The organism is Hydrocarboniclastica marina, from assembly GCF_004851605.1.
Classification (GTDB): Bacteria; Pseudomonadota; Gammaproteobacteria; order Pseudomonadales; family Oleiphilaceae; genus Hydrocarboniclastica; species Hydrocarboniclastica marina.
Genome location: NZ_CP031093.1, coordinates 2,600,171 through 2,616,067 on the forward strand (window position 1 = coordinate 2,600,171; position 15,897 = coordinate 2,616,067).

Below are 15,897 nucleotides of genomic sequence, written 5' to 3' on the forward strand. Positions count from 1 at the left end.
AAATCCTTCTGAAGAAACAGATACATACCTGTTTTTCCTAAGTGGATCCCAGCACAGCTGCGGCTCGGTAAATGACGCGTGCGGGCAGCCGGGGTGACGTGGAGCGTCACTTCCATCCTCACCAGGGCCGAAACCTCAACGGGAAACTCCGGTCAGGCTTCTAGCGAAGCCGACTTCCTTTCCAAACCCAGGACCAACATCTAAACTGCTGAATTCAGACGCCGTTACGCGCAAAGTCATACGCATGTACACCCTGACGCGCCTTCCCGGTGGTTCGGTCAACCTCCAGATAGACAGCAGGACCTATGGCTCAACTAACATCCAACGTCGTTCTCACCGGTCTGGCCCGTCGCTTTGTTGACGATGGTCTGCTGGAGGAGTCTGTTGCTAGGGATGCCTTTGTTCAGGCGAACCAGAACAAGATTCCGCTCATTGCCTACCTGGTGCAAAAGGATCTGGCAAACAGCCGTGCGTTGGCTTACTCAGCGGGCATGGAGTTTGGAGTGCCGGTGCTGGACCTGGCGGCGTATTTGCCAGAGAGCATGCCCGAAGGCTTGGTCGACGATAAGCTGATACGCAAACATAACGCATTGCCTCTCTTTAAGCGGGGCAATCGCCTGTTTATTGCTGTGTCCGATCCTACCAACGTGCAGGGCCTGGACGAGATAAAGTTCAACACCGGCCTGAGTACGGATGCGGTGCTCGTTGACGAACGCGGCCTCGGAGAGGCCATTTCCCGGTACCTCGACTCTCAAGATACTTCCATGGAAGGCATGGACGATGCCGATCTGGAGGATGTGGAAACGTCCGGTGGGGATGAGGAAGACGAGTCGGCCGCAATAAAGCCTAGCGATGTTGACGATGCGCCGATCGTTAAATACGTCAACAAGATGTTGCTCGACGCGATTCGCCAGGGGTCGTCGGATGTTCACTTTGAGCCTTACGAGAAAATCTACCGAGTACGCTACCGGACTGATGGCATTCTGCGGGAGGCTTCCAAGCCGTCCGTTAAACTGGGCAGCAAGATTGCGGCCCGAGTAAAGATCATGGCGCAATTGGACATTTCCGAACGTCGGGTGCCCCAGGACGGTCGGATCAAGATGAAGCTGTCCAAGACCAAGGCCATCGATTTTCGGGTGAACACCCTGCCGACGCTATGGGGTGAGAAAATCGTGCTGCGGATTCTGGACCCCAGCCAAGCCAAATTGGGCATTGACGCGCTAGGGTACGAGGAAGATCAGAAAGAGCTTTATCTCAACGCTCTTAAACAGCCCCAGGGTATGATTCTTGTTACGGGACCAACGGGGTCAGGTAAGACCGTTTCCCTTTATACCGGTATAAACATTCTCAATACGCACGAAATCAATATATCCACGGCGGAAGACCCGGCGGAGATCAACCTGGAGGGAGTAAACCAGGTCAATGTGAATAACCGGGTGGGCCTGACCTTTGCTGAAGCACTGCGGTCGTTCCTGCGGCAGGATCCGGATGTGATCATGGTCGGGGAGATCCGGGACCTGGAGACGGCTAACATCGCCATCAAGGCCGCGCAAACCGGCCACTTGGTGCTTTCTACCCTGCACACGAATAGCGCCGCGGAAACGCTGACCCGCATGATCAATATGGGCGTTCCTGCGTTTAACATTGCCACGTCTGTGAGCCTGATCATCGCCCAGCGCCTGGGCCGCCGGCTCTGTAGTTGTAAGGAGAAGGCGGATATTCCGCGTGACGTCCTGCTCAAGGAAGGGTTCACCGAGGCACAGCTGGACGCAGGCGTGACGATATACAGGCCCAAAGGCTGTGAGAAGTGTGTCGGAGGCTACAAAGGCCGTGTAGGGATCTATGAGGTGGTAAAGATCACGCCGCAGATGTCTTCCATGATTATGGAAGAAGCCAGTTCAATTGAAATTGCCCAGCAGGCGAAATCTGAAGGCTTCCGTAACCTCCGGGAGTCTGCCTTAAGGAAAGTTATGGAGGGGGTTACGAGCCTTGAGGAGGCCAACCGGGTTACCAAGGATTGAGGTGACAGTGGCCGAGCGGTGTTAGTGGTGGGCATTGCCCACCCTACGGGGTCGAGTTGGGCGTAGGATGCGCAATGCGCATCATGATCCGGCCGTCGATATTTGTTGGTGCGCGGTGCGCACCCTACGGGTCGAGTTGGGTGTAGGGTGCGCAATGCGCACCATGGTCCCGCCGTCGATATTCGCTGGTGCGCGGTGCGCACACTACGTGTCCACACTGGGAGCACTCCAACCTTACGATGCCGCCAAATTGTGAGCAGATTGTCAAAAACCGGCTATGCTCGATCTATGGAACTTCTAAATACTCAAGCTCACCACGTAGCTGAGTAGTCGGCCCCCTCCAAGCATTGCAGACCAGGTAAACCATGGCAGCGAAAGCGGAAAAAGTATCCACCTTCATCTGGGAAGGCAAAGACCGCAAGGGTAACAAAGCCCACGGCGAAATCACTGGCACCAACCCGGCTCTGATCAAGGCTCAGCTGCGCAAGCAGGGCATGATGCCGCAGAAGGTCAAAAAGAAACCCAAGCCTCTTTTTGGCGGCAAAAAGAAGATTACACCCTTTGATATTGCCCTGTTCACACGCCAACTGGCAACCATGATGCGCGCGGGCGTTCCGCTGGTGCAGTCGTTTGATATTGTTTCTGACGGTGCGGAAAACGCTGCGCTGCAGGAACTGATCCAGAATATTCGCAATGATGTTGCTTCGGGTAACAGTTTCGCCAATGCGTTGCGCAAGTTTCCGCGACACTTTGATGATCTGTATTGCAATCTGGTGGACTCGGGAGAGAAGGCTGGTGCGCTTGAAAGCTTGCTTGATCGCATCGCAACCTATCTTGAAAAAACAGAACTCCTTAAGAAAAAAATCAAAAAGGCGATGACGTATCCGATCGCCGTTGTCGTAGTCGCAATCATCGTGACGGCGATTCTGCTTGTTAAAGTGGTACCTCAGTTTGAAACCCTGTTCCAAGGGTTCGGTGCCGACCTTCCGGTCTTTACTCAAATGGTAGTAAACCTTTCAGACTGGATGCAGACGTGGTGGTTCGTAATACTTATTGGTATTGTCGGAACCGTAATGGGCTTCAAAGAAGCTGTGCGCCGATCCCAGAAGTTTTCCGATGCAGTGGACAAATACATCCTCAAGCTCCCCGTGGTCGGCGACATTCTCGACAATTCAGCGGTAGCGAAATTCGCCCGCGTTCTCTCTACGACTTTTGCTGCAGGGGTTCCTCTGGTGGATGCGCTCGATTCTGTGGCCGGAGCCACGGGTAACGCGATCTATCGGGATGCCGTATTCAAGATCAAAGATGACGTCTCCAGCGGTACTCAGCTACAGGTTTCTATGAAACAGACCGACGTATTCCCAACTATGGCGGTCCAGCTGACAGCTATCGGCGAGGAAACCGGTAACCTGGATGAGATGCTGAGCAAAGTTGCAGAACACTACGAGGCCATGGTCGACGACATGGTCGACAATCTCACAGCCCTGATGGAACCCATGATCATGGCGGTGTTGGGGGTTCTGGTTGGTGGTTTGATAATCGCCATGTACCTGCCGATATTCCAGATGGGCCAGGTCGTCGGTTAAGGCTTAATCCAGCCATCGGCCAAATTAGAAGAGCTCTTCCCTGTCACGGGGCGGAGCTTTTTGTTACTGAGGCCTAGCTCCCTGCCACTGCAGCAACAACCGAGTCTGATTATGGATCTGATCGAACTGTTCATCGCCAGCCCGGCCTATTTCTACCCGGTCGTGTTTGTGGTCTCGCTCTGCATTGGCAGTTTCCTGAATGTGGTTATTTTACGCCTGCCCAAGATGATGCAGGCCAAGTGGCGCTGTGATTGCGAGGAGTTTCTGGAGATTCCGCGCGAAAAGCGTCAGCCGCCGTCAGACCTGAGTCTTTCTCACCCCAATTCGACCTGCCCGAACTGCAAGCATGAGATCCGCCCCTGGGAGAACATCCCAGTAATCAGTTATCTGGCGCTCGGCGGGAAATGTGGCAAATGCAAAACCCGGATCTCGCCCCGCTATCCCATTATCGAGGCGGTCACGGCCCTGCTCTCTCTTGGAACCGTTCTGATGCTGGGCCCCTCGGTTGGCTCCCTCCTTGCCCTGATTCTGGTCTGGTCGCTGGTGGCGTTGACCTTTATTGATTTCGATACCCAGCTTCTGCCCGACGATATCACCCTGCCGCTCCTGTGGCTGGGGCTGGTAATCAACTATTTTGAGATTTTGGTGCCATTCAGCAGTGCGTTCTGGGGCGCCATTTTTGGTTACCTCGCACTCTGGCTGGTCTACCACGCTTTCCGTCTGATCACCGGTAAGGAAGGCATGGGTTATGGAGACTTTAAACTGCTGGCGGTTCTGGGCGCGTGGCTTGGCTGGGAAATGCTACCGGCTGTTATTTTGTTGTCGTCACTGGTCGGCGCCGGGGTTGGCATCAGCCTGATCCTGTTCCGCGGCCAGGGCCGGGAGGTACCGATTCCGTTCGGGCCGTACCTTGCAGCGGCGGGTATCATTGCCCTCTGGTTTGGTCCTGAGATTCAGGCCGCATGGTTCTCTTACCTGGGGGTTTCCTGAGCTTTTAATCAGCTGGCAGCACGCCCGGTAGAATTACCGGGCGCTTTTTTGTAAGGTTCAAACTTCACAAGACAGCGGATCCCCCGTGGCTACTTCTCTTACTTCTTCTACTACTCCCACTACTGTTTCTTCTGCTACTTCGACAGCTCAGACCGGCTCTCCCCCTTCGGACTCACGCACTCCACCGCCCGTGGTCGGCCTGACCGGCGGGATCGGAAGCGGAAAGAGTTCGGTTGCCGAGTTTTTCCAGAAGCTTGGCGTGAAATGCGTCGACGCGGACATTGTTGCCCGGGAAGTTGTTGAGCCTGGGGAGCCGGCTCTGGCATCCGTCGCGGACTATTTTGGGCGATCGATTTTGAACACTGACGGCAGTCTGGATCGCGCGGCCTTGCGAGAACGTATATTCATGGATCCCCCGGCGCGGGAGTGGCTGGAAAAGTGCCTGCACCCGGTCATCCGGGAGCGCATGGTTTCACAGCTGCGCGAGGCAGAGGGGCCGTATGTATTACTGGTCTCGCCCCTGCTCCTGGAAACGGACCAGTCTAAGCTGTGTGAGTGCATAGTCGTCGTCGATGTCCCGGTGGACGTGCAATTGAAACGCACCGTGGACCGGGACAGAAACACCCCGGAACAGGTAGAGCGTATAATTGCGGCTCAGATGTCCCGGCAAGAGCGTCTTGCCCGTGCCGACGAGGTCATCGATAATTCTCGCGCGCTCGCGGCCGTGGCCGAGGATGTGTTGGCTTTACACCACCGCTTGCTGAGCCGCTTCAACGTCACGCAGAACTGATTTCATTCGCTGTTTCGAACCCGACCTGCCCGTACTTTTCCAGGAGTCCCATGTCTGAATTGCCTTTCTCTGTGTCCTGCCCCACGTGCCGCAAGACGGTGGTCTGGAACGAAGAGTCCGCGTACCGTCCATTCTGCTCCAAACGGTGTCGCGACGTTGATCTGGGAGCCTGGTCCTTCGAAGAGTACCGGATACCCGGCGCACCGGTTGCGCCCGAAGACCTGCCCGATGAAATCGATGAAGAAGACAAGCCGCATTAGCCGGTGTTGCTGACAGGTATGCCGGCAGCTGATGGGCCTGCCGGCACAGGCAATTGTTGAAGCAGCAAAAAGCCACTGAAACTGATAGGTTTTTATCCATCCAACCCGAATTATTCGACTACACTGGTCGAGGTTACCCACTGACTTCATCGGAGCGCCCGTGAGCTGTATCTTCTGTGCTATCGCCTCCGGTTCGGCACCGGCCTCGCGGGTTTACAGCGATGAGCGCTGCGTCGCGTTCATGGATATACATCCGCTCAGCGAAGGCCATGTGCTGGTTATTCCTGTCCAGCACGCCATGCAGATCACTGAACTAGCAACAGACCTTTCGCTGCACCTTTTCGCCGTAGCCCAACGCGTCCTCAAAGCCCAGCGGGATCTGGGGTTTGGCATCCAGGGCAGCCATGTTTTGCTCAACGACGGTAAAGCGGCCAACCAGAAAGTGCCCCATGTCCACATACACGTGATTCCCAGAAAACACGGTGACGCTCTCGGGTCAATAGGCCGCCTGATTCTTCACGTAACTGGAATCTTTGGAAGGGCCAAAGCCCGAAAAACGCTCGAAGCCCAGGCACTACAACTGCGCCAGGCCCTTGAACGCTAGCGGGCAGATCCGGACTATGCAGCTTCTTTTACTTTCCCAATCCGGAACCTCAGCCAGGTTTTTGCCCGGCTTGAACTCGCTATTTCTTGACGCGCGCGCTCGTGTAATCCTGGTTGCGATCGTTCTGTCTGCCGCCCTGGTGGCGTTTTTAGCTGCGCAGCCTGCGATAGCAAACGATATGGAGCCGCTTGAATATGCGGATCCGCTGCGGCTCAGGCACCTGCCCCCGTCCTTCTATGATTTTCCAGCCGAGGAAATGGATCTTGAGCCGCGGGATGGCGTGTGGCTGGACTCGAGCAACTGGGTGATGCACCAGCGGGATGTGCAGGCCGGACGGATAGAGAACCTGGGCGACTGGCTGGATCAGGTGCTCTCCGGCGAAGCGATTCGTGCACCCAGCAATGAAAGTTACCTGCGTATCGGCTTCGCAACGAGGGCCGAGAAGAGCAACTGGATGGACTTCGAGCCAGAAGCAAGGTTTAAGCTCGACCTGCCCACGGTGAAAGAAAAGTTCCGTCTGGTGGTGGAGAATGCCCCGGATGAACTGGTGCCACTGCGGGAACGCGACGAAGATCGGCGCCTTATCGATTCCGAACGTAGCGAAAACGAAACCACCGGTGCCCTGCGCTACCTGGCGCCGCTTTCTGAGCGCTGGTCGGTTTCCAATGACCTCGGGGTCCGTTTCCGTATTCCGGTCAACCCCTTCTGGCGGACCCAGCTCAGGGCGGACTGGGAGCTGGACGACGATTGGACGCTGGATGTCGAGCAGCGCTTCTTCTACTTTCATACCGATGGCTGGGGCGAGCGAACAGAGCTTGTGTTCTCCCGCTATTTCGCCCAGTCGCTTCAGCTATCGGTGCGGTCTGACCTCCAATGGGTCCACCGGGAACGGGAGTTTGAGTGGACCCAGGCCGGCTACCTCGACCATTTCATTGATCACCGCAATCAGATCACTTATCGGCTTGGGGTAAATGGTGATAATCGTCCTGGCTGGCGCTCCACCGAATTTTACGTCGATGCGGCCTGGCGCCGCAGACTGCATGACGACTGGCTCTACGCAGAAGTGATTCCCGCGCTGGAGTTTCCCCGGGAGGACAATTTCAGGGAGAATCCATCGCTCACACTTCGGATCGAAGTCTTTTTCTCAAGCGACGACTACACCCCCTATGAGCGGCGATTCCAGCGTTATTGAGGTTATAGGCCGGCTCCACAGCTGCTTTCCGGATAAATTCGGCGTGCCCCGCCAACCCGGCCTCAGCCGCGCGGCGCAGGGCGAAATCGAAATCCTGCCGCCATACAACCGCCCCGAAGCCTTTCGCGGACTGGAAGAGATCTCCCATATCTGGGTAACCTTCCTGTTCCATGAGAATCTGTCAAAGCCCTGGCAGCCGACGATCCGACCACCGCGCCTTGGGGGTAACAAGCGGGTCGGGGTCTTCGCGAGCCGCTCGTCATTTCGTCCGAACGGCCTGGGCCTTTCGTTGCTCAAACTTACCCAAATAGATACAACAAACGGAGTCCGGTTGCGCGTGAGCGGTGTCGATATGATCGATAGTACGCCCATTGTCGACATCAAACCCTACCTGCCTTACGCCGATGCCGCGCCGAACGCCAGCGCCGGCTGGGCGGAGCAGCCTCCTGAGAGGCGCCTGGAAGTGAAGTTCAGCTCACAGGCGCGGCAGGCACTGCATCATCTCAGCGGAACAAGTACCGGGAGCCCGGGGCGATATCCGTTACTGGAAGACCTTGTCGAGGAGGTGCTCAGCGGCGACCCGCGCCCCACGTACCGTCGCAGTAAAGCAGACGACCGTACTTATGCTACCCGCCTGTACGACCTCGAGGTGCGCTGGCACGTCATCGACGACACGGCTGCCTGGGTTGTCTCGATTTCTCCCTACCGTGGCGGCTAGCTTCCCCTTAGCGACCCGAGTGGTTTGGGTAAATTGGTTAACCTGAGAGCGCCAAAGCACTCAGGAAGCTAGAAGCGGCAGCGAACATTCTGCGGTTCCAATTGAAGCCGTCGCAACAATGCCTGGTGGGCGCTCCGAGGCTCCCAAAGGGCCTACCGCCGGAATTTCAATAATCTGCTAGACTTCGGTAGACATTTTCTATCGTGGCGGCCAGCACCAGAGTCGGCGCAACCGCTATTACCAGCCAGATTTTTCCACCCCGAACGGGGCATAATAAAGCGATTCCGGGATTGCACCAGCGAAAGGAAATCAGGTTTGTCAGCGTTTCGCCTTAATGAGTCTACGCGCGCTGGTGCTAAAGCCTTGGCTGCCGCGGCCGCACGCACGTTCAGGGTGCGCCCCCTGGCCGGTCGACTCCTTCTGTACGTGCTGCTCTTCAGTCTGGTGTTATCTTTTGTCGCGACTGGCCTGCAACTCCTGAGCGATTACCGGGAAGAACGGGCTCGTTTGATCGAGTTGCAGGAACGGGTCGCGGATATGTTGGCACCCACACTGGCGATAAATCTGGATCGTGGTCTCTGGGCGGACGCGGAGCGCCAGGTCGACGGTTTGCTGAGCCTGCCCGGCATTCAGTTTGTCCAGGTCAGCACCCACGAAGGACGTGTGTTTGAGCGCGGCGCGCCGTTGGGCTCGCGCATGCTGGAGCGCGTCCGTCCGCTCCGTGTCGAGGACCCGACTGGGGAGTCACGCGTGGTTGGGCGCCTTGGTCTTGTGTCCTCTCTCGAACCGCTCTACCAGCAAATGTGGCAGCAGGCCATGCTGAGTTTGCTGATACACGGCATTGTCGTGTTGGTGGGCGCGCTGGGCCTGATGTTGATCGTACGGATGACCTTGACCCGGCACCTGGAGACCATGGCCGATTACGCGCGCGAGCTCGACTTCGATGCGCTGATAGCACCGCTTAAGCTGAAACGCAGCAGCCGCGGCCGCCCGGATGAATTGGGTGAGCTTGAAAAGGCGCTTAACACCATGCGTACGCAGTTGCTGGGTCAGGCCCGGCAGATCCGCGAGTCCGAGGTTCATTTTCAGGATGAGCGTGATGCAGCCGTGCGCGCCAACCAGGCCAAGAATCTGTTTCTGGCAAATGTCAGTCACGAGCTTCGCACGCCACTGCAATCCGTGCTTGGCTATGCTTCGCTCCTCGAAGATTCCCTGCAGGCCTCTCAGTTAGACCCTGAGCAGCGCGACTATGTCCTGACACTAAAACGCTCCGCCGAGAATCTCTCAAGTATCATCAATGATCTGCTTGATATCTCGCGAATGGAAGCGGGCAAGCTCACTCTGGAATCTTTGCCCTTCGATTTGCGCGAAACCCTTGAAGACGTTGTGACCATGCTCGGCCCCAAAGCCCGGGACAAGCGCCTGGCGTTGGAAACACGGGTCGACCCGCACTTGCCCAGCGGCGTCCTGGGGGACCCGATACGCTGCCGCCAGATCATGCTGAACCTTGTTGCCAATGCCATCCGCTTTACGGATTCCGGCCATATCATGATCAGCGCCGAGGTCCTGGACCGCACGGCCAAGGGCATGGTGAAGCTGCGGCTGTCGGTGGAAGATACCGGTTCCGGTATCGCGCCTGAGGATCTGCCGCTCATCTATGAGCCTTACGTGCACTTCGAGCAGCGGGCCAGCCGGGAGCTTTCTGACGCAGGCCTTGGGCTTACCGTGTGCCGCCAGCTGGTGGAACTCATGAACGGCCAGCTCGAGGTGGAGTCCACCCCAGGCAAAGGATCAACCTTCTGGGTGGCACTTAAATTGCCCGTTGCCCGTGAAACCAGCGCGCATGTGCGCGTGGACACCCGGGCAATACGCGGTACGCGTATTCTGGTGGCGGATTCCTACGAACTGTCACGCAAACTTTCCCTCGACCTGCTCGCGGGCTTCGGCGCCGAGGCCCAGGGTGTGCGTTCAGCGGGCGAGGTATTGCAACGCCTTGAAGAAGCGGTAGAGGTAAACAGGCCGTTCTCCGCCTTACTGGTGGATGGTTTTCTGCCGGATATGGACTGCGACCAGCTCTGTCAGCGGATACGCGCCAGCAAGCACCACTGTGACACGCGTATTCTCGTGCTCTCGTCCAACCCCCAGCGCGGTGATGCCGAACACTTTCGCCAGGCCGGCGCAGACGCTTTCCTCAGCAAGGCTCTGCGGGAATCCCTGCTGGGCCCGCTGCTACAACAGATGTTTACGGGGCGTCACAGCAAAAACCGAACATTTCTGACCCGATTCTCTCTCGTCACGGCCGCCCCCTGGTCGCCCCGGCCAGCCGAGTTACCCTGTGCTGAGATCAAGGTTCTGCTGGTGGAGGACAATCCCGTTAACCGGGCACTCACCGAACGCATACTCGGTAAATTTGGCGCACGCGTTGTGTCTGTCAATGACGGGGAAGCGGCAGTTGAACGTTTCCAATACGAAGGCTTCGACCTGGTCTTCATGGACTGTGTTCTGCCGGGCATCGACGGGTTCGAAACAACTCGCCGGCTGCGTAAAATTGAGCAGGAAAAAAGCCGTGCGCCGGTGCCGGTAGTAGCACTCACGGCTAATGCCATGGAAAAGGATGAGGAAATGTGTCGTGAAGCGGGAATGGATGCGTTCGTCGCGAAACCGGTTACCCAGGATATGCTGCGTGCGGTATTGGTACAGTTTTGTCCCGGCACCCGAGCGGGTTTAAGTGCTGAGGCGGCGCCCACCACCAGTGGCTCGAGTAGCGCATGAGTTTCGAATGTCGTATGGGCTGCGGCGCCTGTTGTATCGCGCCATCCATCAGTTCCCCTATCCCGGGAATGCCAGCGGGTAAACCCGCAGGTGTCCGCTGCGTCCATCTCGACGAGGAGAACCTGTGCGAGCTCTTTGGTTCCCCTGACCGGCCCGCTGTGTGCAGCGAATTTACCGCTGAGCCAGGCGCCTGTGGTTCGTCGCGAACCGAAGCACTGACCATTCTCAGGATTATGGAACAACAGACCTCCAACGATGTCTGAGTTACAGCCAATAGGTTGAGGTACAACCAGAGGATTGAGCTACAGCCAGAAGTGCAAGCCAGTGGTGTCTGATGCCGGGACGTAGACTTCCGGTTGAGGCCCTTGCCCGCTCTCGTTAGGATAAGCCCACCCGAGTTCACCATTTAAGGTAATTGCATGAAGTTACATTGGATCCCAAGTATTGCCATAGCTATGTTGGCAGCAAGCCAGGCCGCGGCCGGCGACTTTTCGCTCAGCCTTACCGATGAGTCAGTAAAAGGCCAGATCAATGCCACGAACAGCCGTTCGGAACTCGCGTACGGTGGCGGCTATACCTACCACGAGGGCAAGCGTCACATTGCCAACATCGACTTTCACGCCCAGGGTCGAACAGCGATTGGCAACCTGCCCACGACTGCCGGCGTTGGTTTGCGCGGGCTCGCGTTTAACGACGACGACAACTCGGACGGCGGCGGTCTGGCGCTCGGCGGTTTCGCGACCTTGAATATACCGACGGTGCCTGGACTGTCTTTCAACGGCGACCTGCATTATGCGCCAAGTATCCTGTCGTTTGGCGACGCCGAGAGTCTGGTAAGCGTGTCGGCCAACCTGAGCTACCGGGTCATTCGTAATGCAGAGGTATTTGGTGGTTACCGTTACCTGAATGCGGATCTGGACGAATCAGGCGATCACGATATCACCCTTGATTCAGGCGTAATGGCCGGCTTGAAGATACTGTTCTGATCGAGATCCTGATCGACAGTTGTGACAGGCTTTTCTGATAGACCGATTCTGAACTGAAGCTTTCACTAAACCAGGCCCCGCATCCGCCGAATCGATCAGCAACGGCGAGCGGGGCGGGTTGTTCTATCGCTTACTCCCTGAAGCCCAACACCAGTCCTACCCGATCCGGCCCTTTGAGCGTCATCACCAACACATCGCCACCTTCTATGGTGTAGCCCTGCAGCACCGTCTCGGCGCCCGCTGTTCCCAGGGTTATCTCGAATCGACCATCAGCGGCGCTCGTAGTACCCGTTAACACACTTTCCAGCGCCCGACGTGGATCCGAGATTATGCCCTGTTCGCTCAGGTTCTGGATAACCTGAACAGGGGCCGACGTCAGGCTTGTCGCCCCCGTCCCGCCAGCGATGGACAGCACCGCGCCGTTAAGTTGTTCAAGCCGGTTTGATGCTGCAGTCATGCCCAGGGCAACCCCCTGCAAGGTATACTCACCGCTTACGTCAACGCCGACCTCCTGCTTCGCGACGATGTTGATGCCCTGGCCGTAGTTCGGTCCCTGGAAGGTGTAGGCAAGCAGATCGCCGTTCTCTACGGCTGCGCCCAGCCCGCTGCGACCTGGGCGTTGTTGGGCCTTGATGCGACCGTAATAGGCGTCTTCCTGCAAGGCGCCGTTGGCGTAAAACTGGTCTGGTTCGTTCTCTAACGAAACGCTGTAAGTCGCAGTCTCCTGCGCAGGGCCTTGCACTGCCCCGCCCGCGCTTTCACGCTTTATCGACCAGCCACCGCTGTATGTGGTATCTGCCGCAGGCGTCAATTCCGCATTTGCTGAAGCGCTCGCGCTTTCAAGGTTCTGCATCTGCACCAGAGCCTCGACCGGCGTGGTGTCGTTGCCGAGTCGAACCGAAAATGAAACCGCGCTGTAGGTGCCGTCGACGGCGGTAAGATCCAGGGGTTCCTGCTGATCGGTCGATGAGATCTGCTGCAGGTCGACCTCCAGAGAACCGATATTCAGGTCTTCCAGCGTTTCGAGTCGGTTGAACTTTCCGTCTTCTACTTCCAGTTCAATCGCTTTCCCTGCATGAAAATAACCGGCTAACAGCCCTCTTGAGCCTGTTTCTCCCGTTTGTACTCCCTCGTAGAAGTAAGGGTTGGACGCCCAGCCCCATATTTTCGTCGCTTCCTGGGTAACTTCCTGCAAGGGCGAGCGGCCACCTCGTAGGAAGTTACTCTGGGCCAGCACGAACCCCGGCGCGATCGCGTGGCTGTTCGGTTCCCAAAGCGGTGGCTGATAATTGTCTGGCTCGGGATACAGCTGAGTTTCCCGGTGATAGGGGAACTCGCCGGCTATGGAATTGACCTCTAAGCCAAACTCCCGAAACGTTGCGAGGCTGAGTGTGGGATAGATGTCGACGGTCGCGTTGTTGCCTTCGACCTCACCCGTAATACTGCGACGCGTGCCCCACTGGCCGGTTGGCGCCGTACCGTGCTGGGCGCGGTTCAGCTCCAGGCCGAAGTAGACTGTATTGAAGGTGGCGGCCGAGTTCTCATTGGGGCCGCTCGTCGCGGTATCAACCTTCATGGTATCCACCATTGAGGAGACATAGCCGGTAAAGTCAACGCGTCGACTGAGCAGCGCTACCGCCTCAGCGATAGTGGAATCGCTGGGGATCGTGATTTCAAAGTCCTGGACTGTATCAGCCAGTGTTGGCCAGATAAGCCTGCGCAGACACAGGTTGCCGCAGGTATTGATGTCTTCAATGTCTTCAGCGCTCAGCTGTTCGCCGTCCAGTACCTTCGCCACCAGGTACTCCGAGAATGGATTGAGCTTGACGTCCTGGTCGACATCGCTCAACGGGCCGCGGATAACAGTGCCATCGCCGAGCGTGGCCACAATCACCAGATCCGCATCGAGGGGAATTGATTCATAATCCTCAAGGGTTAACACCAGAGACCCGCTGTTGTCACGACGGCGGGCAACGGCCAGCGACTCCGATGAAACACCACCGGAGACACGCACAGCCTCGACCGAGGTCGGGCGAATGACAAACAGGTTGCGCCGGGTCGCGGTCGCGTCATCGCCCGCTACGGAGCGAGGCACTTCGACGGTTACGCAGAGCTCGTTGGCGGCCAGGTTGCTGCAGGTATTGCCGGCGTCTCCGCTGCTGCCCTCGGTGAAGTCATCATCAGGCGGTGGAAAGCTGTTGGGTGGACTCGAACTGGAACTCGACTCGGAGCAGGCCCCGAGCGCAAGAGAGAGTAGCAAAATGAAGCTGAACCAAAGCACACGAGCTGACATAGGGCTTCCTGTTTAGAAGGCTCTCTTAGAAGCTTATAAGACTCTGAAATAGGCCTGGTGTTCCGAATCAGGTCTGGTTTCCCGAGCCCATAGTCTAGCACCTCGTTCCCGAGCTATTTGCCGATAAAACGTGTCCTGCCTCACACCCCCGACGCCCCTATAACCCTGCCATTACGAAATTACCACGGTGCTGTCGCAGCGCGGCTGCTAATATGGATCAAGGTCATTGATTTTTCTGCTTAACCGAAGGAACTCCTGAGTTGGACTTCAGTCCGGATCCAACCCAACAGCCCCATCTTGATCCTGAGGGGCCAGAGTCGGCAAAGCCGAACATTGGAGCGCTGCCATGCAAACCAAACCAGGTATTTTCGTCTTCTCGCTTTTGCTGATGCTGGGAATGTCACTGGCCGCAGGTATAGGGGCCAGCAGAATGTACGAGGGAGCAATGGCCAAGCATCAAGCACTGGCCTCGACCACACTACGCCCCTTACCGGACTGGATTGCCGATCCCCTTCCTGACTTTTCCGGCTATGCGGACACCGAAGACCGCAAGGCCGCGTTCTTCGATTACCTGTTTCCCAGGATCGCGCTTGCCAATCGCCAGGTGCTGGCCCAACGCCGCAAAGTTGAGGCACTTGCCAACAAAGCTGAGCTAACCGATTCTGACCAGACGTTCCTTGCAGAAGTCGCGGAGAGGCTGCGCATCGAGCCCGAGATCGGAAGCCCGGAATTCTTCGAAAGTATTGACCGCCGGCTCGACATTATTCCGCCGTCACTTGTACTTGCGCAGGCTGCCAATGAATCCGCCTGGGGCACGTCACGCTTTGCTCGCGAGGGCAATAACCTGTTTGGGCAGTGGTGCTTCTCCCAGGGTTGTGGGCTAGTACCGCTGCAACGGGGCGATAGCGCCCGCCACGAAGTCGCAGACTTCGAAACACCGTTCCAGTCGGTCCGTAGCTACATTACCAACCTGAACCGCCACCCAAGCTATCAGGATCTCCGGGCCCAGCGAGCCAAGCTACGGGCGCAAGACCGAACCCCGACGGGGCAGGCATTGGCGCCGGGTCTGAGTGCCTATTCCGAACGCGGCGATGAATACATCGACGAAATTCTGAACATGATGCGCTACAACGATCTCGATCGATACGACGAGCGCCTGCAGGAATGGTTCGAGGCAGGGGCCGAGAATGAGGACCCGTATATTATGAGAACTGATCCACGGTCCAACCTCGCGCTGGATTAGCTCCAGGGCCCGGCGCCGGACCAGGGCAGAGAAACAAACTTTCAGGGATTCAGGAGGTTGCCATTAATGGAGGAGAATAAGCAACAGCTTCTCAGCAAGGCCGTACCGTACCGGAAACAGTTTACAGAGGGTCGCTTTCGCAATAAGCTTCGGCAGGTCGCACAAGTCGGCAAACGCCCGCTGGAACTCTCGCTAACCCTGTACTACGCCTTCAGGGACCCTGCGACACCAGCCTGGTGCAAAACAGTCATCCTTGGGGTGCTCGGCTATTTCATAAGCGTCGTGGACGCAATACCCGACCTGACACCGGTTCTGGGTTACACCGACGATGTCGGTATGATGATTGCGGCGCTTGCCGTCCTGGGAACGCACATATCGCCGCAGCATACAGAGCGGGCACGCGCCAGGGTGGCATCGTTGTTAGCCGAGCCGCTCCGATAAC

General features: G+C 57.2%; 14 protein-coding genes. 13 read left to right on the forward strand and 1 reads right to left on the reverse strand.

Annotated elements, in window-relative coordinates:
• The first annotated feature begins 305 nt into the window (after window positions 1-305).
• From pilB to soil367_RS11635, 11 genes are all read left to right on the forward strand, one after another.
• Window positions 306-2,021: a type IV-A pilus assembly ATPase PilB gene (pilB, locus tag soil367_RS11585; RefSeq protein WP_136549248.1), complete on the forward strand. Its 1,716-nt coding sequence runs from the start codon at window positions 306-308 to the stop codon at window positions 2,019-2,021.
• A 365-nt stretch (window positions 2,022-2,386) separates the two neighbouring features.
• Entirely contained in the window at window positions 2,387-3,607 is a 1,221-nt protein-coding gene (locus soil367_RS11590) for a type II secretion system F family protein (RefSeq protein ID WP_136549249.1), read from the forward strand.
• A 111-nt stretch (window positions 3,608-3,718) separates the two neighbouring features.
• Entirely contained in the window at window positions 3,719-4,597 is an 879-nt protein-coding gene (locus tag soil367_RS11595; RefSeq protein WP_136549250.1) for a prepilin peptidase, read from the forward strand.
• Between the two features lie 190 nt (window positions 4,598-4,787).
• Complete coding sequence (coaE, locus tag soil367_RS11600) at window positions 4,788-5,387, forward strand: dephospho-CoA kinase (protein ID WP_136549251.1); 600 nt, start codon at window positions 4,788-4,790, stop codon at window positions 5,385-5,387.
• 50 nt (window positions 5,388-5,437) lie between these two features.
• A complete protein-coding gene (gene yacG / locus soil367_RS11605) occupies window positions 5,438-5,647 on the forward strand; it encodes a DNA gyrase inhibitor YacG (protein ID WP_136549252.1) in 210 nt (69 codons plus the stop codon).
• A gap of 160 nt (window positions 5,648-5,807) precedes the next feature.
• Complete coding sequence (locus soil367_RS11610) at window positions 5,808-6,251, forward strand: HIT family protein (RefSeq protein ID WP_136549253.1); 444 nt, start codon at window positions 5,808-5,810, stop codon at window positions 6,249-6,251.
• Between the two features lie 70 nt (window positions 6,252-6,321).
• Window positions 6,322-7,443, forward strand: a complete 1,122-nt coding sequence (locus soil367_RS11615; RefSeq protein WP_136549254.1) for a hypothetical protein — start codon at window positions 6,322-6,324, stop codon at window positions 7,441-7,443.
• 43 nt (window positions 7,444-7,486) lie between these two features.
• Entirely contained in the window at window positions 7,487-8,161 is a 675-nt protein-coding gene (gene tsaA, locus soil367_RS11620) for a tRNA (N6-threonylcarbamoyladenosine(37)-N6)-methyltransferase TrmO (RefSeq protein ID WP_246065266.1), read from the forward strand.
• A 315-nt stretch (window positions 8,162-8,476) separates the two neighbouring features.
• Window positions 8,477-10,933 (forward strand): hybrid sensor histidine kinase/response regulator, encoded by a 2,457-nt coding sequence (locus soil367_RS11625; RefSeq protein WP_246065267.1) that lies wholly within the window; start codon window positions 8,477-8,479, stop codon window positions 10,931-10,933.
• Window positions 10,930-11,196 carry a YkgJ family cysteine cluster protein gene (locus soil367_RS11630; protein WP_136549256.1) on the forward strand — a complete coding sequence of 89 codons (267 nt, stop codon included), beginning with the start codon at window positions 10,930-10,932 and terminating at the stop codon, window positions 11,194-11,196. Before soil367_RS11625 ends, soil367_RS11630 begins: the two co-directional genes overlap by 4 nt.
• Before the next feature lie 156 nt (window positions 11,197-11,352).
• Window positions 11,353-11,919, forward strand: coding sequence for a YfaZ family outer membrane protein (locus soil367_RS11635; RefSeq protein ID WP_136549257.1), 567 nt, complete (start codon window positions 11,353-11,355; stop codon window positions 11,917-11,919).
• Between the two features lie 130 nt (window positions 11,920-12,049).
• Here the strand turns inward: soil367_RS11635 and soil367_RS11640 are convergent, their stop codons facing one another.
• Window positions 12,050-14,212, reverse strand: coding sequence for a hypothetical protein (locus soil367_RS11640; protein ID WP_136549258.1), 2,163 nt, complete (start codon window positions 14,210-14,212; stop codon window positions 12,050-12,052).
• A gap of 346 nt (window positions 14,213-14,558) precedes the next feature.
• Here soil367_RS11640 and soil367_RS11645 point away from each other — a divergent pair, with 346 nt between their 5' ends.
• Window positions 14,559-15,455, forward strand: coding sequence for a glucosaminidase domain-containing protein (locus soil367_RS11645; RefSeq protein ID WP_246065268.1), 897 nt, complete (start codon window positions 14,559-14,561; stop codon window positions 15,453-15,455).
• A 66-nt stretch (window positions 15,456-15,521) separates the two neighbouring features.
• Window positions 15,522-15,896, forward strand: a complete 375-nt coding sequence (locus soil367_RS11650; RefSeq protein ID WP_136549259.1) for a YkvA family protein — start codon at window positions 15,522-15,524, stop codon at window positions 15,894-15,896.
• Window position 15,897 lies beyond the last annotated feature (1 nt).